Annotated in this window: 21 protein-coding genes; 12 read left to right on the top strand and 9 right to left on the bottom strand. The window is 59.3% G+C overall.

What is annotated here, in order from left to right; genetic code table 11:
• Positions 1-2: 2 nt before the first annotated feature.
• Positions 3-902: a LysR family transcriptional regulator gene (locus AB5Y99_RS10645; RefSeq protein ID WP_236356746.1), complete on the bottom strand. Its 900-nt coding sequence runs from the start codon at positions 900-902 to the stop codon at positions 3-5.
• Between the two features lie 97 nt (positions 903-999).
• On the opposite strand from AB5Y99_RS10645, the gene AB5Y99_RS10640 reads away from it, so the two are divergent.
• Positions 1,000-1,602: a short chain dehydrogenase gene (locus tag AB5Y99_RS10640; protein ID WP_042052299.1), complete on the top strand. Its 603-nt coding sequence runs from the start codon at positions 1,000-1,002 to the stop codon at positions 1,600-1,602.
• A gap of 128 nt (positions 1,603-1,730) precedes the next feature.
• Here the strand turns inward: AB5Y99_RS10640 and AB5Y99_RS10635 are convergent, their stop codons facing one another.
• The 3 genes from AB5Y99_RS10635 to dapA all read right to left on the bottom strand — a co-directional run bounded on the left by AB5Y99_RS10635 (position 1,731) and on the right by dapA (position 5,009).
• Positions 1,731-2,834, bottom strand: coding sequence for a phosphoribosylaminoimidazolesuccinocarboxamide synthase (locus AB5Y99_RS10635; protein WP_040065098.1), 1,104 nt, complete (start codon positions 2,832-2,834; stop codon positions 1,731-1,733).
• 167 nt (positions 2,835-3,001) lie between these two features.
• Positions 3,002-4,129 (bottom strand): outer membrane protein assembly factor BamC, encoded by a 1,128-nt coding sequence (gene bamC / locus AB5Y99_RS10630; protein WP_005349235.1) that lies wholly within the window; start codon positions 4,127-4,129, stop codon positions 3,002-3,004.
• Positions 4,122-5,009 carry a 4-hydroxy-tetrahydrodipicolinate synthase gene (gene dapA / locus AB5Y99_RS10625; RefSeq protein WP_139410839.1) on the bottom strand — a complete coding sequence of 296 codons (888 nt, stop codon included), beginning with the start codon at positions 5,007-5,009 and terminating at the stop codon, positions 4,122-4,124. Before dapA ends, bamC begins: the two co-directional genes overlap by 8 nt.
• Positions 5,010-5,214: 205 nt before the next feature.
• On the opposite strand from dapA, the gene AB5Y99_RS10620 reads away from it, so the two are divergent.
• From AB5Y99_RS10620 to AB5Y99_RS10610, 3 genes are all read left to right on the top strand, one after another.
• Positions 5,215-5,748, top strand: coding sequence for a glycine cleavage system protein R (locus AB5Y99_RS10620; protein WP_005349229.1), 534 nt, complete (start codon positions 5,215-5,217; stop codon positions 5,746-5,748).
• Positions 5,749-5,772: 24 nt separating this feature from the next.
• Entirely contained in the window at positions 5,773-6,237 is a 465-nt protein-coding gene (bcp, locus tag AB5Y99_RS10615) for a thioredoxin-dependent thiol peroxidase (RefSeq protein WP_005358255.1), read from the top strand.
• A gap of 163 nt (positions 6,238-6,400) precedes the next feature.
• A complete protein-coding gene (locus tag AB5Y99_RS10610; protein ID WP_236293688.1) occupies positions 6,401-6,901 on the top strand; it encodes a YfbU family protein in 501 nt (166 codons plus the stop codon).
• 59 nt (positions 6,902-6,960) lie between these two features.
• Here the strand turns inward: AB5Y99_RS10610 and yfbV are convergent, their stop codons facing one another.
• Positions 6,961-7,401 carry a terminus macrodomain insulation protein YfbV gene (yfbV, locus tag AB5Y99_RS10605; RefSeq protein ID WP_043851809.1) on the bottom strand — a complete coding sequence of 147 codons (441 nt, stop codon included), beginning with the start codon at positions 7,399-7,401 and terminating at the stop codon, positions 6,961-6,963.
• A 304-nt stretch (positions 7,402-7,705) separates the two neighbouring features.
• Between yfbV and AB5Y99_RS10600 the strand changes: the two genes are divergently transcribed.
• The 5 genes from AB5Y99_RS10600 to AB5Y99_RS10580 all read left to right on the top strand — a co-directional run bounded on the left by AB5Y99_RS10600 (position 7,706) and on the right by AB5Y99_RS10580 (position 14,459).
• The gene (locus AB5Y99_RS10600) at positions 7,706-8,908 is read left to right on the top strand and encodes an acetate kinase (protein ID WP_005349210.1); all 1,203 of its coding nucleotides are present in this window, start codon (positions 7,706-7,708) and stop codon (positions 8,906-8,908) included.
• 54 nt (positions 8,909-8,962) lie between these two features.
• Positions 8,963-11,143 carry a phosphate acetyltransferase gene (gene pta, locus AB5Y99_RS10595; RefSeq protein ID WP_005339119.1) on the top strand — a complete coding sequence of 727 codons (2,181 nt, stop codon included), beginning with the start codon at positions 8,963-8,965 and terminating at the stop codon, positions 11,141-11,143.
• A gap of 377 nt (positions 11,144-11,520) precedes the next feature.
• Positions 11,521-11,841 carry a ComEA family DNA-binding protein gene (locus AB5Y99_RS10590; RefSeq protein WP_064341080.1) on the top strand — a complete coding sequence of 107 codons (321 nt, stop codon included), beginning with the start codon at positions 11,521-11,523 and terminating at the stop codon, positions 11,839-11,841.
• 95 nt (positions 11,842-11,936) lie between these two features.
• Complete coding sequence (gene galU, locus AB5Y99_RS10585) at positions 11,937-12,848, top strand: UTP--glucose-1-phosphate uridylyltransferase GalU (RefSeq protein ID WP_100654493.1); 912 nt, start codon at positions 11,937-11,939, stop codon at positions 12,846-12,848.
• 213 nt (positions 12,849-13,061) lie between these two features.
• Positions 13,062-14,459 (top strand): peptide MFS transporter, encoded by a 1,398-nt coding sequence (locus tag AB5Y99_RS10580; protein ID WP_150997404.1) that lies wholly within the window; start codon positions 13,062-13,064, stop codon positions 14,457-14,459.
• Between the two features lie 74 nt (positions 14,460-14,533).
• Here AB5Y99_RS10580 and AB5Y99_RS10575 read toward each other — a convergent pair whose 3' ends face one another.
• Positions 14,534-15,505 carry a response regulator gene (locus AB5Y99_RS10575; protein WP_021231964.1) on the bottom strand — a complete coding sequence of 324 codons (972 nt, stop codon included), beginning with the start codon at positions 15,503-15,505 and terminating at the stop codon, positions 14,534-14,536.
• Between the two features lie 240 nt (positions 15,506-15,745).
• Here AB5Y99_RS10575 and AB5Y99_RS10570 point away from each other — a divergent pair, with 240 nt between their 5' ends.
• The 3 genes from AB5Y99_RS10570 (at position 15,746) to AB5Y99_RS10560 (ending at position 18,141) form a co-directional block, all read left to right on the top strand.
• Positions 15,746-16,444, top strand: coding sequence for a DnaT-like ssDNA-binding domain-containing protein (locus AB5Y99_RS10570; RefSeq protein ID WP_159158249.1), 699 nt, complete (start codon positions 15,746-15,748; stop codon positions 16,442-16,444).
• Positions 16,445-16,515: 71 nt separating this feature from the next.
• Positions 16,516-17,370: a DnaA/Hda family protein gene (locus AB5Y99_RS10565; protein WP_368209685.1), complete on the top strand. Its 855-nt coding sequence runs from the start codon at positions 16,516-16,518 to the stop codon at positions 17,368-17,370.
• A gap of 135 nt (positions 17,371-17,505) precedes the next feature.
• A complete protein-coding gene (locus AB5Y99_RS10560; RefSeq protein WP_368209684.1) occupies positions 17,506-18,141 on the top strand; it encodes an SDR family oxidoreductase in 636 nt (211 codons plus the stop codon).
• Between the two features lie 110 nt (positions 18,142-18,251).
• On the opposite strand, the gene AB5Y99_RS10555 is transcribed toward AB5Y99_RS10560, so the two are convergent.
• Genes AB5Y99_RS10555 through AB5Y99_RS10545 form a run of 3 tightly spaced genes read right to left on the bottom strand, consistent with a single transcriptional unit; the run spans position 18,252 to position 21,606 of the window.
• Positions 18,252-19,448, bottom strand: a complete 1,197-nt coding sequence (locus tag AB5Y99_RS10555) for an ABC transporter permease (RefSeq protein ID WP_368209682.1) — start codon at positions 19,446-19,448, stop codon at positions 18,252-18,254.
• Positions 19,448-20,602, bottom strand: coding sequence for an ABC transporter permease (locus AB5Y99_RS10550; protein ID WP_041210389.1), 1,155 nt, complete (start codon positions 20,600-20,602; stop codon positions 19,448-19,450). The genes AB5Y99_RS10555 and AB5Y99_RS10550 overlap by 1 nt, the downstream gene beginning before the upstream one ends.
• The gene (locus AB5Y99_RS10545; RefSeq protein ID WP_368209680.1) at positions 20,602-21,606 is read right to left on the bottom strand and encodes an HlyD family secretion protein; all 1,005 of its coding nucleotides are present in this window, start codon (positions 21,604-21,606) and stop codon (positions 20,602-20,604) included. The genes AB5Y99_RS10550 and AB5Y99_RS10545 overlap by 1 nt, the downstream gene beginning before the upstream one ends.
• Positions 21,607-21,636 lie beyond the last annotated feature (30 nt).

Below are 21,636 nucleotides of genomic sequence, written 5' to 3'. Positions count from 1 at the left end.
GCTCAGAGCAGGTAGTGGGGTCGCTCGGCAAACCACTGGGCCAGCACCTGCTTGAACAGCCGGAGCTTGCGCGGCACTCGCCGCTGCTGGGCATGCAGCACATGCAGCTGATGCAGGCCGCTCTGCCACTCGTCGAGCACTGTCACCAGCTCCCCCGCCGTCAGCTGCGACTCCACCAGCATCAGCGGGCACTTGGCATAGCCCATACCGGCACGCGCCAGTTGCAGCACGGTGCTGTAGTGGTTGGCCCGCACCTTGCCCTGCACCAGAATGTGAGCCTCTTCCCCTTCACGGATAAAGTGCCACTGCTCCCAGGCCGGATTGTGTCCCTGCAACAGGCAGCTGCGCCCGCTCAGCTCATAGGGAGTGGCGGGACGCCCCTCTCGCGCCACCAGTGCGGGGCTGGCCACCACCACATCCTTGAGCCGACCGAGCGGCAGGGCCACCAGATTGTCCGGCACCTCGTTCATGGCGCGCAGGGCGATGTCGTTCTCCCCCTGACTCATGTCGACCATCTGGTTGGTGAAGTTGAGCTCGACTTCAACTCCGGGGCAGAGCGCGGCAAAGCTGGCCAGCAGCTCGCTCACCATGCGATCGCCAGTGCTGACCGGGCAGGTAAAACGCAGCCGACCGCCATCCTCTTCGGTCAGCGCCTGAATATCCTGCTCCGCCTGCCGTGCCAGCGCGAAGATCTCCCCCGCCTGCTGATAGAGGGTCTTGCCCGCCTCGGTCAGACTGAGGCGGCGGGTGGTGCGCTGCAACAGTTGTGCATTGAGGGAGGTCTCCAGCGCGCTGACATGGCGGCTCAGCATCCCCTTGCTGACCCCCAGCGTATCGGCAGCAGCCGAGAAACTGCCGCGCAGCACCACTTCGTAAAAGCTGGCCAGATGGGCGATATCCATCATTAGCTCCAATATGGAAACAATGGGTTTATTTTACGCGCTTTTTCGCATTTTCTGTTGCGCTAGAATCGATACATCCCAACCAGGAGTGATGCAGATGAAAATTGTGATTGTGGGTGCCTCCGGCACCGTCGGCTCCGCGGTCAGTGAACTGCTTGCCAAAGATCATCAGGTGATCCGGGTCGGCCACAGTCGTGGCGATGCCACGGTCGACATGCGCGATCCCGCCTCCATCAAGGCGCTGTTTGCCCAAGTGGGCCAGTTTGATGCACTGGTTGTCGCCAGCGGCAGCGTGGCCTTCAACGGCCTGACCGAGATGACCGACGAGCAGTGGCAGGTGGGACTGGAGAGCAAGCTGATGGGCCAGATCAACCTGACCCGAGCCGCCATTCCCTATCTGACTGACAAGGGTTCCATCACTTTGATCAGCGGTATTCTGAGCGAGGAGCCGATCAACTGGGGCGTGAGCGCCAGCACCGTCAACGGCGCCATCGATCACTTTGTGAAAGCGGCCGCCTGCGAGCTGCCAAGGGGCATTCGCATCAACGTGGTGAGCCCCACCGTGCTGGCGGAGTCGATGGACAAATACGCCGACTTCTTCCCGGGCTTCGTGCCGGTGCCCGCCGCCAAGGTAGCGCAGGCTTACAAGAAGTCGGTGCTGGGCATCCAGACCGGTCAGGTGTTCAGAGTGAACGGCTGATCGCCGCTCGCTTGCCGCCAGACCAGCAATAAAAACGGGCCCCGTAGCGGGGCCCGTCTGTTTCTCTGCCTATATCCCTCACTATCAGCAAACGTTTGTTTGTTGACGACAAAAAAAGAGAGCAACCCTTAGTCGATCAGACCGTACTGATCGCGCAGCACCTCGATGATCTCCTGCTTGGGATTGGCAGAACGCGCCAGCTTGTGGCCGATGATCTTCTCGGCGATCCCGACATAGGTGTTGGAGATATCCATCATCACTTCGGTCGGCAGCTTGTTGTCGCGAGCAAGGGCAAAACGTTCCGGCATGCGGTTCTTGTTAAGCAGGATGTCCGGATCCGGGAAGTGGTTGAGCAGCCACTGACGGAAACCCTCTTTAGACTTCTCGACAATCTGGCCGTCGCGCAGGGCGGCGCCATCCCAGATACGGGAGCTGTCGGGGGTGCCCACTTCATCCATGTAGATCAGCTTCTCGTTGCCGGCGGCATCGTGGACGTAACCAAACTCGAACTTGGTATCGACGAAGATCTGATCCAGCCCGGCCAGCGCGTCGCTGATGACGTTGAAGCCCTCTTTGAGCAGCACTTCGTAGCGGTCGATGTCGGCCGGTTTGCTGAAGTTGAAGCCTTTATAGTGGCGCTCGATATCGGCACGGGAGACGTTGACGTCATCGGCTTCCGGCACGCCATCCAGCCCTTTCAGCACGCCCTTGGTGGAGGGAGTGATGAGGATCTCCGGCAGTTTCTGATCCTTTTTCAGCCCTTCCGGCAGGGTGATGCCGCAGAACTCGCGCTCGCCATCCTTGTAGGCACGCCACATGGAGCCGGTGATGTACTGGCGGGCAATCGCCTCGATCATCACCGGACGGGCTTTTTGCACGATCCAGACGAAGGGGTGCGGAATATCCAGAATGTGGCTGTCGGCCAGTCCCTTCTCCTTGAACAGCTTGAACCAGTGGCTGGAGATGGCGTTGAGCGCAGCCCCTTTGCCCGGTACGCCATTCAGGCCATCCACACCTTGCCAGATGCAATCGAAGGCCGAGATGCGATCGCTGATCACCATGAGGGCGAGGGGCGCATCGGCCGGCACATCATAGCCTTTCTCTTTTATGAGCCGGGCACTGTCTTCGGGGGTCAACCAGTAGACGCTGCGCACTTTGCCGGAATGGACAGGTTTATCGGTACGGATCGGCAAATCGTCATTCACCGCCAATACTTGATCTGCAAGACTCATGGCTAATAACACTTCCTGTTTGTGGGGGGTAAACATCGCGAATTCCTCACCTGCGCGCTCTGTTTGCAACGGGCTGGCAAGGGGGCTCGCATCATCGAAAACCACTCGGAATCCCCGCGTTTTCAGGGGGATTTTGATAACAAAACAGGGGCACAAGGCCCCTGTATTTATTCTGCTTTTGCTGCTGCCTGATCGGCCAGCCCCTTGGCGAACGCCTCGGACAGGCTGATATACATCTGGGAGATAACCCCGGACGATACCGGCTTCTTGTCCTTGTCGAACAGGGTGATGGAGGTCTTGCCTCCCGCCATTTCGCCAAGCTGGAAGCGGTATTTCTCCTCCTCCAGTTTGAACGGCTCGCTCCCTTTCGCCTTCCAGAACTCGGCACCCGGCTCTTCGTACTCGACGTCGATCCAGCCCAGAGACTGTTGGGTATCCTTGATGGTGAAACCGTAAGCAGGCAGTACCTGGTTGAGGCGACGCCACACCTGATCAAAGGAGCCTTCGGCAATCCAGGCGCTCAGCTCGTTGTTGTCCAGACCCAGTTGCAGACCCATGCCATCGTTGGACTTGTGCTGCTCGCGGGCTTTCAGCTGGCTGTCGTAATAGAGCGAGAACTGGTTCAGCACTCGCGCAGCATAGCGCTGGGCATCGGCAGGGGTCAGCTTGTTGCTGGTCTCGCCATCGATGGTCTCTTCGTGATCCAGCACCCGAACCGACATGTTGACGGCGTGGCGCTGGGCATCGTTGCGCACGGTGAACTGGTAACGCTGACGGATTTTGAAGTCTTCGTCATCTTCACCCCAGCCATCGAGGGCGACAGTGTTGTCAAACCAACCGGTCTGCAATACGCCATCCTGCTGATCCAGCTTCTCGGTGGTGACCTTGTATTTGGCCAGGAAGTTCATCAGGAACGACCAGGTATCGCGCTCCACGCTCTGGCTGGTGCTCAGGGCATAGAAGGCAACGGTCGGTTCGGTTGCGCTCTGCACCACCTGGCTGCCCGGTACCACGGTCAGCAGTTGAGCAGGTGGGCGCACATCAACTTGGGCGCCGAGGGCACCTTCACGGCTGCTCTCGGGAAGCGGCGGAATATCGTACTGGCTGTTGAAGGTGGGGGCACTCAATCCTGCGGGGATCAAGAACGCGCGGCCCTCGAGGCGGGCATCTTCATAACCGAAGTCGCGGTTGGCCATTTTGCGATCCTGGGGGGTGCTGCAACCGGCCAAGACGGCCACAGTCGCAACGCTCAGCACCAAACGGGCTCTATTTCCCTTTCCATTAGATTTAAACACTCGCCATCAACTCCGCTGTGGTCAGTGCTCGCGCCATCAGCTGCTCGCCCTCGGGGGTGAGGTCAACCAGCGGCAGGCGCAAGGTGGCTGTTGCAATCAACCCCAGTTGGGCACAGGCCCATTTCACCGGGGTGGGGCTCGGTTCACAGAACAGAGTCTTGTGCAACGGCATCAAGAGATTGTTGATGTCATGCGCCTGCCCGGCATCACCGGCCAGCGCAGCACGACACATGTCGGCCATCTGGGCCGCTGCAATATTGGTGGTGACCGAAATCACGCCATCGCCACCTTGCAGCATAAAATCACAACCAGTGGCATCATCGCCACTGTAGAGAGCAAACTCCGGCCCGCACAGCTCGCGCAGCAGCGGGGTGCGGCTCAAATCGCCGGTTGCCTCTTTCAAACCGATAATGCCGGGAACCTTGGCCAGACGGGCCACGGTCTCCGGTTTGAGATCGCAACAGGTGCGACCGGGCACATTATAAAGAATTTGGGGCAGACCACTAGCCTCGGCGATCGCACAATAGTGGCGATAGAGACCTTCCTGAGTGGGCTTGTTGTAGTAAGGAGTCACCGAGAGACCCGCCACCACGCCGGTTTTGGCTAGTCGCTTTGCCAATTCAATAGCATGGGCAGTATTGTTGGAGCCGCAACCGGCGATGACGGGAATGCGTCCGGCGGCATACTCAACGGTCTTTTCAACGACGGCGATATGCTCCTGCTCGCTCAGGGTCACCGATTCCCCTGTGGTCCCAACCGCAACAATGGCGCAGGTCCCGGCGCTGACATGATAGTCAACCAGCTTGGCCAGACTGGCCCAATCGACTTCACCTGAAGCCAGCATGGGGGTAACGAGCGCAACAATACTACCGCGTAACATGGACTTTTCTCCCGATTTTCAGGGGCGTAATGGTAAAGCTGCCCCCTTTGAAAAACAAGGGAGAGAGGGGGCAAGCCGTGATACCATCCGGAACAAAAAGTAATGGACGAAAGTCGGCAGCGTCCCTCAGGGAGTGGTCATCAGGGCCGGAGGGTTGGCTTGCCAGCGCGGCTTTCGCAACGAAATAACGGACGAGAGAAGATTTATGACTCACTACCTGGTCGTAACGGCCATCGGCACGGACAGGCCTGGCATCGTCAATGAAGTGACCCGCCACGTCAGTGGCTGTGGTTGCAACATTGTGGACAGCCGCCTTGGCATCTTCGGCAATGAATTTACCTTTATCATGCTGCTCTCGGGCGACTGGAACAGCATGATGCAACTCGAAATCAGCCTGCCCCTGCGTAGCCAGGAGTGGGATCTCATCACCATGATGAAACGCACCGAACGCCACCAGTCCCTGCAGTATGACGTCCGCGCCAGTGCCGACCTGTTGATCCGCGACGAGCCCGGCATCGTAAGCCAGTGCACCCAGTTCTTCAGCGAACATGGCTGGAACATTCAGGCGATGCAATCCATGACTCTGGAGCAGCAGCCGTTCAACCTGCTGAAGATCAGTTTTCAGCTCAATCTGGCCAGAGAAGGTGAAGTGGAAGGTTCGCAAACCGCCTTCGCCGAATTCTGTCGTCAACTGGGTGCCGAATCGTTCGAGTTTATCGTCAATCGCAAACACGCCTGAGGGCGTTTTACCCGAGGAGACCCCATGCAACCACTACAAGCTGGCAGCCCCGCCCCCGATTTCTCCCTGCCCGACCAGAATGGCAATCAGGTCAGCCTCGCTGGCCTGCGCGGCAAGAAGGTGCTGGTCTATTTCTACCCCAAGGCGATGACCCCCGGCTGCACCACCCAGGCCTGCAGCCTGCGCGATGTGAACGCCGAGCTGGCCGCTCTCAATGTGGTGGTGCTTGGCATCAGCCCGGATCCGGCCAAACGGCTGAAAAAGTTCGAAGAGCGGGACCAGCTCAACTTCACCCTGCTGGCCGATGAAGACCACGCCGTCGCCGATGCCTTTGGCGTCTGGGGCCCGAAGAAGTTCATGGGCAAAGAGTATGACGGCATTCACCGTCAGAGCTTCCTGATCGACGAAGAGGGCAAGATTGCCCACCACTTCGACAAGTTCAAAACCAGCGATCACCATCAGGTGGTACTGGATTTCCTCAAGGGATAATCCTCCCCTGCGTCATTGAAAGGCCTGCCATGCAGGCCTTTTTTGTCTGGCCAGCCGCCCCTTGCCAACGGATTTTTCTCACCAACTCCCCCGCCCAGATCAAAAAATTCATTTTATATATGGGTTAACGTGACCCCAGAATCATCTTCCAGCGAGATATCCCATGAACATGAGCAACACTGAGCGTTTGATCCTGAGCAACCAGTACGAAATTCTGGCGAAACTCAACCCGGAGAAGGCGGACGTCTACCAGCGCGCCAGCACCATCATCGAGCGCGGCTACTGCCTGCAGATCCTCGAGCTGGAGAAGAGCTTCGGCCATCTGGATCTGGCGACCTGCCAGGAGGTGATCGATACCCTGGAGCTGCACCACGCACTGGCCATCTCATGGGGCAATCTGGATGGGGCCGATCAGAGCGAGATCAATGCCAGCCGGCTGGAGTTCAATGGCTACAGCCGCAGTCAGGAGCGGGAGCTGGCTGACTATGTCTGCTTCCTGCTGGAGGTGGACAAGCGCTTCCCCGAACTCAAATGCCCGTGCGACGAGCTCTCCAGCGACATCGCCATGCGCGACAAGTACCAGCGGATGCTGCAGGTGTGGCGTCAGTGCCCCCGTCAGTACAAGCTCTCCATCCAGGAGATCCGCAAGGTGCTGGCGGCGTGATCCGCACACCGACCGCAACAAAAAAGGCGCCACTGGCGCCTTTTTGCATCTGAAACGGGTTATTCGTAGAGAAAGGATTTATCGAGCTGCTGGAAGGCGGCCTTGAGGGTATCGGCCAGCTCTTCATAGCGCGGCTGAGAGACCAGCTGACGGCGGCCACCCTGCTCGTTCATCTTGCCGTTGATCTCCCGATACCAGCTCGCCAGCGACGGGGGCAATCGGGTATCGGCACGCTGGCCGAGCCAGTAGTAACCCTGCAGCGGCAAGCTGAGCAGAAACAGCACGGAGGTGATAACGGAAGGCCAGTAGTGCTGCTCGCCAAACTGGAACTGCAGCATCACGCTCAGCACCGCCAGCGCGGGGATCACCTTGAGAGCGAACTCGGTCGCCTTGATCACCCGATTTTCAGGAAACATCGAATTGAGCTCGGGACGGCGCGGCCAAAGCGTCATATAATGGCGGCCTTGCTGTAACTTAGTTCCAAAAATGTTCATGCTCATACTACCTCCGAGCGCTTTTTGAACGTACTAACGGCAAAACCTCGACAAAATTTGATGCAAAGTAACAAAGGTTGAGGATGACTTTGTTATTTTTCAACAATCGGGTTATCCTTTGTACGCCCATTTTTGCGTCAAAAGCTTCTTGCTATTGACCTGTCAGGGACGTCTGGATTTCGGGTCTTGTATCACTATACAAGGGGCAAGCAACAGATTGCCAACCCTCATAAGGATAAGTTGAAAGTTTTTGGCCGCACCGCGTCCAACGCATCCGCCTACACAACCCAATCTGCGATAGGATTTATTCATGAGTAAGCTGGTTCTTGTTCTTAACTGTGGCAGCTCTTCCCTGAAGTTTGCCGTCATTGACGCAACCACCGGTGATGACCTGCTGTCCGGCCTGGCCGAGTGCTTCAACCTCGACGATGCCCGCATCAAGTGGAAACTGAATGGCGAGAAAGGCAGTGCCGATCTGGGCGCGGGTGCCGCTCACCAGGAAGCGCTGGACTTCATCGTCAACAAGATCCTGCCGCTCAATCCGGAACTGTCCAAGAACCTGATCGCCATCGGTCACCGTGTTGTTCACGGCGGCGAGCGCTTCACCTCTTCCGTTGTCATCTGTGAAGACGTGATCGCCGGCATCGAAGCCGCCGTTCCGTACGCACCGCTGCACAACCCGGCTCACCTGATCGGTATCCGTGAAGCTCGCCGCGTATTCCCGGCGCTGGCTGACAAGAACGTGGCCGTATTCGATACCGCGTTCCACCAGACCATGCCGGAAGAAGCCTTCCTGTACGCCCTGCCGTACAAGCTCTACAAAGAGAACGGCATCCGTCGCTACGGCGCCCACGGCACCAGCCACTACTACATCAGCCTGGAAGCTGCCAAGCAGCTGAACAAGCCGGTTGAAGAGCTGAACATCATCAACTGCCACCTGGGCAATGGCGGTTCCGTCTGCGCCATCAAGAACGGCAAATCCGTTGATACCTCAATGGGCCTGACTCCGCTGGAAGGTCTGGTGATGGGTACCCGCTCCGGCGATCTGGACCCGGCCATCATCTTCTTCCTGCACGACAAGCTGGGCATGAGCGTGGCCGATATCAACACCATGCTGACCAAAGAGTCCGGCCTGCAGGGTCTGACCGAAGTGACCTCCGACTGCCGTTTTGTTGAAGACAACTACGACAGCAAAGAAGAAGCCAAGCGCGCTATGGACGTTTACTGCTATCGCCTGGCCAAGTACATCGGCGCCTACGCTGCCGCCATGGACGGTCGTCTGGACGCCGTTGTTTTCACCGGTGGTATCGGTGAAAACTCTGCCCCGATCCGTGAAATCACCCTGAACAAGCTGGGTCTGCTGGGCTTTGACGTTGATCACGACGCCAACCTGAAGGCTCGTTTCGGCAAGGGTGGCGAGATCACCAAGGCTGGTTCTACCAAGGCCCTGGTTATCCCGACCAACGAAGAGTGGGTTATCGCCCACGACGCGCTGGAACTGGTCGGCGCTTAATTGACGCAGTAACTCGAGGCCGCCCACAGGGCGGCCTTTTCCTGATCCCAAAAAATGAACAAGGGGTATAAAGTGGCACGCACTATTATGCTTATCCCGGTCGGCACTGGTGTCGGCGTAACTTCCGTGAGTCTGGGCGTTGTTCGCGCCATGGAACGTCACGGTGTCAATGTCAGCTTCTTCAAACCGGTTGCCCAGCCGCGTCCGGGTGAAACCGGTGCCGAGCGCTCAACCGCCGTTATCCGCGCTGCTGCCAACATCAACCCGCCCGAGCCCTTCACCCTCTCCTACGCCGAGAACATGATCAGCTCCAGCAACACCGATATCCTGCTGGAAGAGATCGTTGCCCGCTTCGAAGAGCACGTGAAATCCAGTGGTGCCGAAGTGCTGGTTGTCGAAGGTATGGTGCCGACCGACAAGCAACCCTTTGCCAACAAGCTGAACTACGACGTGGCCAAGGCGCTGGACGCTGACATGGTATTCGTGACCCACCCGGGCCATGACTCCAGCCAGAAACTGAAAGAGCGCATCGAGCTGGCCTGCTCCAACTTCGGTGGTGTCAACAACCCCCGCATCGTTGGTTGCGTGATCAACAAGGTTGGCGCGCCGGTTGACGAGCATGGCGTAACCCGCCCTGACCTGACCGAGATGTTCGAAGCCCATCACCACGCTTCTGACGCGGCTCACAACCTGGAAGTGCTGCAAGTGTTCGGCAAGAGCCCGCTGCGCATCCTGGGTTGCATCCCCTGGAACACCCAGCTGATCGCCCCGCGCGCCAAGGATCTCGCCAAGCATCTGGCCGCCAAGATCCTGCACAAAGGTGAGCTGGACAGCCGTCGCCTGCAGACCGTGACCTTCTGCGCCCGCTCCATCCACAACATGGTCGAGCACTTCCGTCCGGGCAGCCTGCTGGTCACCTCCGGCGACCGCTCTGACGTCATCGTCTCCGCCTGCCTCTCCGCCATGAACGGCGTCAAGCTGGGCGCCCTGTTGCTGACCGGTAACTACCATCCGGAGCCGCAGGTCATGGCGCTGTGCCAACAGGCCATGGCCACCGGCCTGCCGATCATGATGACCGGTACCAACACCTGGCAGACCGCCGTCAGCCTGCAGAACTTCAACGTCGATATTCCGGAAGATGACCGCGAGCGTATCGAGCTGGTACAGGACTACGTCGCTGGCCACATCGACAAGCACTGGATCGAGTCACTGACTGTCAGCTCTACCCGTTCCCGTCGTCTGAGCCCGCCGGCATTCCGTTATCAGCTGACCGAGCTGGCCCGTCAGGCCAACAAGCGTGTCGTGCTGCCGGAAGGCGACGAGCCGCGCACCATCAAGGCTGCCGCCATCTGTGCCGAGCGTGGCATTGCCCGTCCGGTACTGCTGGGTAACCCGGAAGAGATCCGTCGCGTTGCCGAACAGCAGGGTGTGGTACTGACCGATCGCGTCGAGATCATCGATCCGGCAGTTGTGCGCGAGCGCTATGTACCGCGTCTGGTCGAGCTGCGCAAGAACAAGGGCATGACCGAAGTGGTTGCCCGCGAGCAGCTGGAAGACAACGTGGTACTGGGTACCATGATGCTGGAGCGCAATGAAGTTGACGGCCTGGTATCCGGCGCGGTGCACACCACTGCCAACACCATCCGTCCGCCGATGCAGATCATCAAGACCGCTCCGGGCTCTTCCCTGATCTCCTCCATCTTCTTCATGCTGCTGCCTGACCAGGTGCTGGTCTACGGTGACTGCGCGATCAACCCGGATCCCACCGCCGAGCAGCTGGCCGAGATCGCCATCCAGTCCGCCGACTCTGCTGCCGCTTTCGGCATCGAGCCGCGCGTCGCCATGATCTCCTACTCCACCGGTACCTCTGGCGCCGGTGCCGATGTAGAGAAAGTGCGTGAAGCGACCGAGCTGGCCAAGGCCAAGCGCCCCGACCTCATCATCGACGGCCCGCTGCAGTACGATGCGGCCATCATGGAGAACGTGGCCAAGTCCAAGGCACCGAACTCACCGGTTGCTGGTAAAGCCACCGTGTTCGTCTTCCCGGACCTGAATACCGGTAACACCACTTACAAAGCGGTGCAGCGTTCCGCTGACCTGGTCTCCATCGGCCCGATGCTGCAAGGCATGCGCAAGCCGGTCAACGACCTCTCCCGTGGCGCCCTGGTTGACGACATCGTCTACACCATCGCCCTGACCGGTATCCAGGCTGCCCAGGCTGACGAACAAGCCTAATCAGTGCCTGTCTGAAAAAACCGATCACAAAGGCTGCTCACCCCAGGTGAGCAGCCTTTTTTATTGGTTCTCTTTTGAAGACCAGTGAAACATGCCATCAGCGCAGTGTTGCACAGAACAATGCCATGTGATGAGCCAGAAATGTCTAGAGCGTAGCGCTGCGGGAAAGCGTGCCCGCCACCTTAAAGATGTATCTAAAATAGATTCAAGATCATACGCTTGGATATATGAGGGCATTCATAGCGAAGCGCTTATAGCAAATATTTCGCCATCGGCATGAGGTTTTGACCTGTTAGAAATAGCAGTGAAAAAGACCCGTTCGATACGCTATTCATCAATGTGCCGCTCGGCAATATCCACATCATGGAGGAATGGAAATGCTGATGAAGAAACTCTCTGCAATCATGCTGCTGGCCTGCTTGCCCCTGTTCAGCCAACCCGTACTGGCCGCAGATAAGGCAACGCCCAAGCAAACAACCACAGCCTCGGTCGCCAAGGAGACCGGCAAGCTGAATATCAATACGGCCACCCTTGCCGAACTCACCAGCCTTAAAGGGATTGGTGACAAGAAGGCACAAGCCATCGTCGACTATCGGGAAAAACAGGGAAAGTTCACCTCGGTCGATCAGCTGGCGGATGTCAATGGCATTGGCCCGGCCACGCTGGAAGCCAACAGAGACATGATAATAGTCAAATAAAGTCGAATGGATCAGTTGCAAATGGGGCAGCCTGTGGCTGCCCCATTTTTCTTGGGGTATGATTGCCGCACTTTAATCCCGCTGGATAGTTTTCCATGAAAAAGACTCCTCTTGTTGTTCGTAAGGCCGTGCTCCCGGTAGCCGGTCTGGGTACCCGTATGCTGCCAGCCACTAAGGCCATCCCGAAAGAGATGTTGCCGGTGGTCGACAAACCGCTGATCCAGTACGTAGTGCGCGAAGCTATCGCCGCCGGGATCAAGGAGATCATTCTGGTCACCCACTCGAGCAAGAACTCCATCGAAAACCACTTCGACAAGAGTTTCGAACTGGAAGCGACCCTCGAGAAGCGAGTCAAGCGTCAGTTGCTGGAAGAGGTACAACAGATCTGCCCTAAAGACGTCACCATCATGCACGTCCGTCAGGGTGAGGCCAAAGGTCTGGGCCACGCTGTGTTGTGCGCCCGCCCGCTGATCGGTGACAACCCGTTTGCCGTGCTGCTGCCGGATGTGCTGATCGACGACGTTGCCAGCAACCCCAAGCAGGACAACCTGGCCGAGATGGTGCACATGTACGAAGAGAACCAGATCAGCCAGATCATGGTGGAAGCGGTTCCGGAGAGCGAAGTGGACAAGTACGGCATCGCCGACATCAAGGGCGAGGCCCTGAGCGAGGGGATGTCCCTGCCGATGCAGGCGATTGTCGAGAAGCCGCCCCGTGACGAAGCCCCCTCCAATCTGGCGGTGGTGGGTCGTTACGTCCTCTCCTCCAATATCTGGCCGCTGCTGGAGAAGACCCCAGCCGGTGCCGGTGACGAGATCCAGCTGACTGACGCCATCGCCATGCTGATGGAGCAGGAGCAGGTCAACGCCTACTTCATGAAGGGCAAGAGCCACGATTGCGGCAGCAAGCTGGGCTACATGAAAGCCAATGTGGAATATGGTGTGCGCCATCACGAGCTGAATGGTGAATTCATCGGCTGGCTGAAGCAGTTCGTCAAGCAGTTGTAATCGCTGATAAATCTGTTTTTTATAGACGTATTTAAGGGGCATCAAATGATGCCCCTTTTTCATTTTTGCAACAAAAAATCAATCAAGAGCAAATAAACTCTCAGCAAATCATAATGTTGTAATTTATTCACACATGCTCTATAAGGATTGAGGCGTGTTTCTCGCCCTTGCATAAAAAACTCAAAAAAATATAAGACACAGGTGGAAGTTCCAATGAATAACCCGTCAAAAGGGACCTTTTTAGGTCACCCTAAAGGGCTTTTTTTGCTCTTTAGTACCGAACTGTGGGAGAGATTCTCCTATTACGGCATGCGTGCCGTACTGGTGCTCTATCTGACCGACCTGACTGCCAACGGCGGTCTGGGCTGGAGTCAGGCAGATGCCCTCAAACTCTACGGTATCTATACCGGCCTGGTTTATATCACTCCGCTGATCGGCGGCTGGCTGGCAGACACCTTCCTGGGTCAACGTCGCGCCATCCTGATCGGTGCCGTGCTGATGGCCGCAGGTCAGTTCACCCTGGCACTGCCCCACGCCATGTTCCCGGATATGGTCAACACCATGTTCTACGCGGGCCTCGCGCTGCTGATCGTGGGTAACGGCCTGTTCAAACCGAACATATCCACCATGGTGGGTGACCTCTATGAAGAGGGCGATCACCGCCGTGATGGTGCTTTCACCATCTTCTACATGGGTATCAACCTGGGTTCCCTGCTGGCAGGCGTGATCTGTGGTGCTGCTGCCACCGCCTACGGCTGGCAAGCCGCCTTCGTCGGCGCCGGTATCGGTATGCTGCTCTCTCTGGTGATCCAGGCCACCATGGCCCAGCGTTTCCTGGGTGACATCGGTCGCGTCACTGCCGCCCAGCGCGCAGCCGCCCTGCGTACTACCGAGCAGAAAGCACCGCTGACCAAGCAGGAAGTGGATCGCATCAAGGTTATTCTGGTACTGGGTCTGTTCACCATCATCTTCTGGGCCGGTTTCGAGCAGGCCGGTGGTCTGATGAACCTCTACACCCAGGAGTATACCGACCGCATGATCGGCAGCTTCGAAGTGCCGACCGCCTGGTTCCAGTCCCTGAACCCCTTCTTCATTATCACCCTGGCACCGGTCGTTGCGGCCATCTGGATCAAGCTCGGCAAGAAAGAGCCGAACTCTCCGGTGAAATTCGCCATGGGTCTGCTGTTCTTGGCTATCGGCTTCCTGTTCATGGTTGGTGCCGTGCTGCAGCAGGGTGGTGACAACACCGTCAAGACCTCCATGTTCTGGCTGGTAGGTGCTTACCTGTTCCACACCCTGGGCGAGCTCTGCCTCTCCCCGATCGGCCTCTCCATGGTGACCAAACTGGCTCCGCTGCGTCTGGCTTCCCTGATGATGGGTGCCTGGTTTGGCTTCGTTGCCCTGGCCAACTACGCTGCGGGCTTTATCGGCTCCTTCGTGGGTGAAGCCGGCCCGATCGCCATCTTCGGTGGCATCGCCCTGGCGGCGGTACTGAGCGCACTGATCCTGTTGACCATGGCCAACCGCCTGGTTTACTGGATGCACGGTGCCGAAGGCCCGGCCAAAGAGCCGCAGGCTCAAGAGAAAAAAATGCACTCCGCCACCGTCTAAACGGTCTGGATTGTAAACAACAAACAGGGCGCCCATCGGCGCCCTGTTTGTTTTGGCCTGTTTATCAGGCGGCATCAGTGATGACGAACCTGCACATCCAGTGAGCCGCCGCTGTCGCTGCGAAACTGCAGGGCGAACGGTTCATGCCAGCTGCGTTTGTGCAGGGCGTAGTGGCTGCTGCGCATCAGACCAAGGGGCAAGCCGCCGGAGCGCATCAGCCAGTGGGGAGAGGTGAGCCCAGCGTTGGCAAACACCAGCCCATCATGCTGATCAAACAGCAGCGCCGCCATGGCAAAGGAGTGGCGAAGCCCGGATGCCATCAACTGATGGTTGAGGTAGTCGAGCAACCGGTGCGGCTGGCTCAGCAACCGGCTCTCGTTCTGCTGAAACTGGCGGTAGGGGACGTTCATCAAGGATCGCACCAGTGCACCACAAAATGCCGCATCCGTTCCCATGATTGGCAGCTCCATCACCAGCACCAGTAGCTTGTCTTCCACCTTGAAGGTATCGGGAATAAACAACTGCCCCAGCCCCTTGAACGTGACCTGCCAGGGGCCCCACTCCTGCAAGCCCGGTGGCTTGAGCCCCGCCAGCAGGCGGCTGGCCGCCTTGTCGTGGGCACTGAAATAGTCGATGTGATCCATCAGCTCAAGCTGCTGCGCCCGGTTGACGCTGCCGTTGAGACACTGTTCGATGCTGCGCTCGACCAGCGCATAATCCTCGAGGGGTTTGAGCAGATAATCCCGCGCACCGGCACGCAAGGCGCTGGCGACTGCCTCCATGGTGCTCTGGGCCGAAATGACGATAACCGGAATATGGGGATAGCGCGCAGAGAGGCAGGCGATCACCTCGTGGCCATCCATATTGGGCATATTGAGATCGCAGAGCACCACATCGGGATGGTAGAGGGCCGCCGCCGATAGCCCCTCAATACCATCTTCGGCCTGAAAGACCGTTGCCCCGTCCCGTGCGAGGTAACTCACTAACGAGTGGCGAAAAACGGCCTCGTCCTCCACCACCAGGATCCGTAGCCCGGCTTTTGACATCTTGATAAAGCTCTTATTAGTCAATTGGTTATTTAGGTATTAAGACTAGCTCAAAAGTGCGGTCAGCGCGGAAACCCTGCGTCAAAAGTAGACCTCGATCATACGAAGGCATCAGGAGAACCCCATCCGTCCGCGTAGCTCTATTCACTCGGGAGGCCCCGCGACTACGACCGCCATCCGAATTGTGCAAGTGGGCGCCATAAGGGATAATGCCCCCCACTCCAGCTCGTGAAGAAGACCATGACCCCAGCCGAATACAGCGCCCTTGCCCACCCAAGATTGTCCCATCCGGCCCGCAGTCTCTACACCCTGCAGCTGCGCCGACTGGTGCTGGAAAATCAGGCGGCAAGGCTCAACTATCCCGAGCTGGGCCGGGCGCTGGCAGTGGTCGACCCGGGCGAGCCCTGCGGCTTCTCGTTTCAGGTCAATGCCCGCCAGCTCACCGAGCTGTTCGATGAACTGATGGAGGCGGGTCTGCTGCAGGTCGAGGCTCAGCCCGAGAGTGAGCACTACCATCAGTGCCCGTTCCAGTTACCGCTGCTGACCCAGAAATTGCGCAGCCCGCTGCCGGAGCGCCCCTTCCAGATGCATCTGCAGTGGCGACCGGACGAAGAGCTGCCCGCACTCGCCCGTCTGTGCGGAGTGATCGATGCCAGCTACAGCGAAGAGGATCTGGGGGAGTTTATCGCCTACTGGCTGGGACGCCCCGAGGTGTTCGACTCCCAGCATCAATGGATGCTCAAGTTCATTCGCGCCCTCAAGACCCGCCGCTATACCCGTCGCAAACCAATGGAGGTGCAGGGCTACCAGCAGGTGACGCCGGCCCCGGCAGAGTCGGGCCCCAGCAAACGGGCACAGCAGATGATTGAAGAGGCCAAGCGACTGGCCCAACAGCAGACGCAAGAACCCGCAGCGCAGCAGGAGCCGGATAATGATTGATAGCGGCCCCCGCCTGCAGGCAGAATCAATCCCCTGTCTACCCATCCCTGATCGAGCAGAAGGAGCATTTCATGACTGACCCGCAAGATCCCCTGCGCCAGGAGCTGGAAGAGATCGAAGCCAAGCGCCAGAAGATCGCCAAGGCCAAGCAGGATCACCGTATTCACGACCCGGAATTGAGCCGCCATGTGGGTGGCCTGCTGGAGCGCATTCGTCGCCTGCAACAAGAGACCGGTGGCGGCCAGTATGACTACGAGACCCTGCGCAAGGAGTACGACGCCAAGGCCAACGCCGAGGTGCGCGAGCTGCAGAAGGCGGCCCGTCAGGAGCGGATCCAGAAGCTGATCGCCCAGGCCGACCTCAACCCTGACTGGGTATTTGACAAGATGGATGCCGGTGACCCGGCGCTGCAATACCCCATCGAAACAGCCCGTTACTTTATCAGCGGCTTCGAGCACTGGGAGAAGAGCGGTGGCGGCTGCATGCTGATCTACGGCGACTACGGCACCGGCAAGTCAACGCTGGCGGGAGCGGTGGCGCATGAGCTGATCGCCCGTCACCAGAAATCGGTGATCTTCCAGCAGTGGGCCTCCATCGTCGATCGGCTGTTCTTCAACGTCATCCCCGACCAGGATGAGCGCAACCAGTACCGCCGCGCGCTGGAAGAGGTGGATCTGCTGATCATCGATGAGGTATCGGCCAACCGCGCCAAGATGGCGGAGAGCCAGTCCAGCTTCCTCGGCCACCTGCTGCGCCGCCGTCGCAACCTGTCAAAGAGCGTCATCATCATCACCAACCACACGCCCCAGAGCCTGCATCAGGCGATCGGTGATTTCAGCTATGAAGCGATCAAGGCATTCAATCCGGTGGATATCCACCTGAGCGGTCCCAGCCGTCGCCCCAGCATCGGCAGCTACAACGGCTGATCCCCTCTCAAAAGAGTGCGAGTCACTGGCGGCTCGCACTTTCTCATCATTGCCGATTCACAAATAGAAACAACTCTCATTTACAGCGAGCAAACAAGCCACTAGGCTAGCCCCTTTTGCCAAGGGAGCTCAGTTATGCCAACCACACTGATTTTCGGAGCCAGCCGCGGGCTAGGCCGCGCCTTTACTCACCACGCTCTCGCTGATGGTCATCGGGTAGTTGCGCTGGTGCGCAGCCCCGAGATGGCCACGGAGCTGGGTGCGCAGGGAGTAGACGTCATCGAAGGGGATGCACTGGATCCGGCTGCGGTGCAGCAGGCGTGTGCCCGGGCGGGGCAAGATGCCCAGGTTGTCTCCACCCTCGGCAGCTTCCGTCAGGCAGCTCCAGTGGACTATCAGGGCAACCGTCATGTGATCGATGCCATGGAGCAGGCAGGTCTGAAACGGCTGCTGCTGGTCACCTCTCTCGGCTGCGGCGACAGCTGGCAATATCTGCCGCAGCGGGCCCGCGCCGCCTTCGGCCACGAGGTGCGCCTCAAGAGTCTGGCGGAGAGCTGGCTACAGACCAGCTCCCTCGCGTGGACCATTCTGCGCCCGGCGGGCCTGCAGGATGGCGACGCTACCGGCCGTGCCGAACTGAGTCAGGGCAAGGAGGTTCATGGACTGGTACGCCGCACCGATGTGGCCACCCAAGGGCTGCGCCTGCTGGCGGATGAGACGGCAGTGGGGCAGATCTACGCCATCGGCGATCCCGAACTCCAGCGCGGCTAAAGCAGCAGTAAAACCGCTTAACCCCACCACATAACAAAACGGTCAGCCCAAGGGCTGACCGTTTTCGCTTTACCGCACACGCTATCTCACGGGCGCTTGCACCATCCCGCTTAACAGGCGGTCGTTTCACTCTGCACGACTGACGGCCCAGCAACCGGCAACGACCGCTGCCGCCAACGCAGCAGCAGGCAGGCCAGCACGCCGTAGAGCAGCGCCAGTCCCCACAACTGCCACCAGTAATGGGCAACCTGGGCAAAGTCGGCCCCCATCTGGTTAAGGCGCAGAAAACCCTCGATGGTGGGGATAGTGGGCACCCACTGAGCCAGCCAGTTGAGGGGCGCCGGGATCAGCTCGAGCGGCCAGATAAAGCCCGCCAGAAAGACCAGTGGCAGGGAGGAGATCAGCACCACCTGAGTGGGCAGATCCCGCCGGGTAAAGAGGGCACCCAGCACAATCCCGAACCAACATGTGGCAAGCAGGAATGGCAGGGCGAACAGCCAAAGCTGCACCGGATCTGCATGACGAGCGATATTGTAGTGATCGAAGCAGAAGCCGAGGAAGTAGCTCACCGGCAGCAGGAACAACCCCGCCAGCACCAGAGTTCTGGCCAGCAGCAGCGGCAACACCGGCGCGCTTTGCCAGTAACCATGCTCGCCGCGACAGCCGCGCTGGTTCTGGGTCGCCCCCAGGATCCCCGCCCCCATCAGCAGCACCTGATGAAGGATCAGCACAAACACCGCCGGCACCACGTAGTTGACGTAACCCATGGTGGGGTTGAACACCGGCACCACGTTGAGGGCCACCGCATTCCAGCCCATGGCCGCTTGTGGCAGCGCTTCGCCGTGGCTCAACAGCCGCGCCACCTTCACCTGCGCGGCGAGAGTGCCGCCGGCCTGTGCCAGCCCCTCGGCAATGGTACCGTAGACCAGAAAGTAGGAGGCATCACCGGCATAACTCAGGGTAACGCTCTTGCCCAGCATCAGATCCCGATAGAAGTGGTTGGGGATATGCAGGATCCCGCTCGCCTCCCCGGCCATCATCAACTGACGCGCCTCGGCCAGCGAATTGGCTCGCGCAACCAGCTTCACCTGCGGCGTGGCATCGGCCATAAACTCCAGCTGACGGGACAACTGACTGCCATCCTCGTTGACCACCACCACCGCCTCTTCCCGCGGCAGCTGATGCAGATAGGGCTGGGGATAGAGAAACGAGTAGAAGATCACCCCACCAAACAGGGTGAGCATGATGGCGCGATCCGCCAGCAGGGTGCGCAGCTCTAGGCGCAACAGATCGACAAATCCCAGCATCACTCAGGCTCCTTTTCAGCGACTGCCACTGCGGCGGATTGACGGGCCAGCTCGGCCTGCTGCTTGTAACGGCGCACCACCAGCAGCAAGGGGAGCAGGAACAGCAGCAGAGCCCCCAGTTGCGGCAGCGCCGATGCGAGGGGCAGACCGTAGTTGCTCTGACCAATCTGCAGCTCGACATAGTGAGAGACCGGCAGCAGGCTGCGCCAGAAGCGGGCGAAATCCCCCATGGCACTCACCGGAAAGGTGACTCCCATAAAGGCAAAACCGGGCGCAGTGTAAGCCCCCGCCAGCGACAGAGCGCGGGCCGGATCCCGGATGATGCCGTAGAAAAAAGCCCCCATGGTGACGCAGGCGGCCGAGGCGAGCCCCAGCCCCACCAGCAATACCAACCAGCTACCGTGCATGGGATAGGAGAAGCCCTTGAACAGCAGCAGCGTCCAGACAATCCCCCAGCCCCAGCCAATCAGCACGTGGGGCAGCAGGGTGCGCCAGAGGCCAAACCAGACGCCGCGAGTGGTCCAGTCCAGCCCCAGCCGATCGGTACGGGCCAGCGCATTGAGGCCGAACAGCACCACCAGGATCTGCCACACCGCGGGCAGAATGGCGCTCAGCAGAAACTGGGCGTAGCTGGAGTTGAGGTTGTAGAGCGCAGTGACCTGACTGCTGATGGGCACCGACTGTCCAATCGCACCGGGCAGCGCCTTGCCGTCAGCCATCGCCTCCAGCACGCCCACCTGACCGTTAAGGGTGCCTACCACCTGCGCCAGCGCCGAGTTGACCAGCTTGGCGATGAGAATGAACTGGCCGTTGTTGAACACCGTCACCTGCGGCTGGGTGCCCTGACGGGCATCCCGCTCCAGATGGTTGGGGATCACCACCAGCGCATAAATGTCGCCACCGCGCAGGGCGTGGGCACCTGCATCGATGGAGTCAAACTGTTGCGCGACCTTGAGCCCGGCCGAGCCATCCAGCGAGAAGGCGAGCTGGCGCGAGAGCATGCTGTGGTCGAGATCCACCAGCCCCACCTTGAGGTCGCGGGCCAGCCCTGCCGAGAAGATCCAGCAGAGGATCCCCATCAGCAGCAGCGGCACCCAGCTCATCAGGGCACGGCTGAACGGATCCTGCCACAGCAGCCGAAATTCACGTCCCATCAGAGTTCAACCAGCACACTCATGCCAACCCGCAGCCCCTCAACCGGTTGCAGCGGGCGAGCCTCCACCTGGAAGCTCTTCATATCGAAACCCTGACGGGTATCGGTGGCACGCCAGGTGGCAAAATCCCCCATCACGGCCACATGGGTCACCTTGAAGCGTACGGTCTGGTCGCCAAGGCCCGGGATGCGGGCATCGAACTCGGTACCGACCGGGAAGCGGGGCAGCAGATCCTCGCGAACGTGGAACTGGGCCCAGGCATCGCTCATGTCGAGCAGAGTCACCACCGGGAAGCCTTGCGGCGCCAGCTCGCCGCTGCGCAGCAGTACCTGACTCACTTCACCATTGTGGGGGCTGGTGATGCGGGTATCGGCCAGATAGGCCTCTACCTCAGCAACAGAACCCGCCGCCATCTTGGCCTTCTCGCGGGCGGCGATCTTGGTCTCTTCCCGCGCCCCTTCCAACGCCATCTGGTACTGTTGCCACGCCATCCCTTCGCTGTAGCGTGCAGCTTGCCAGGCAGTCCAGGCCTCGTCGCGTTTTTGCAGCGGCATCACGCCATCTCGGTGCAGGCTGGCCACCCGCTCATAAGTCTTGCCGCGCAGGGCTGCGGCGGCCTTGGCTTTTTGCCACTGATCCTTGGCAGCGGCGATCTGCTGGGCTCGGGCGCCCTTCTCCGCCTCTTGCGCCAGCGCACCCGCTGCGGCCTCACCGGCCTTGGCCTGGCTCAGCTTGGCTTCGATCTCGGGGCTCGCCAGGGTAAAGACCAGCTGATCCTTGGCCAGCTGATCACCCTTTTTCACCAACACTTCGTCGATACGACCCGGCACCTTGGAGGAGACCGAATATTGCTGCGCTTCAATCTGCCCTTGCAGATGCACCGGCTCCGGCTGATAGGCCAGCCAGAAACGCCAGCCGAGCCAGACCACCAGGATCACCAGCGCCAGCGGCAACAACAGCGGTTTACCCTGGCTCATCTTCTTTTTGATGGGGGGATGGCTCATCACTTCACCTCGACAAACGGGCGACCCTTG

The sequence above is a fragment of the Aeromonas sp. R4-2 genome (genome assembly GCF_040908295.1).
GTDB lineage: Bacteria > Pseudomonadota > Gammaproteobacteria > Enterobacterales > Aeromonadaceae > Aeromonas > Aeromonas veronii.
The sequence above is the reverse complement of the archived record's forward strand: the minus strand, read 5'-3'. Positions and strand labels throughout refer to the sequence as shown.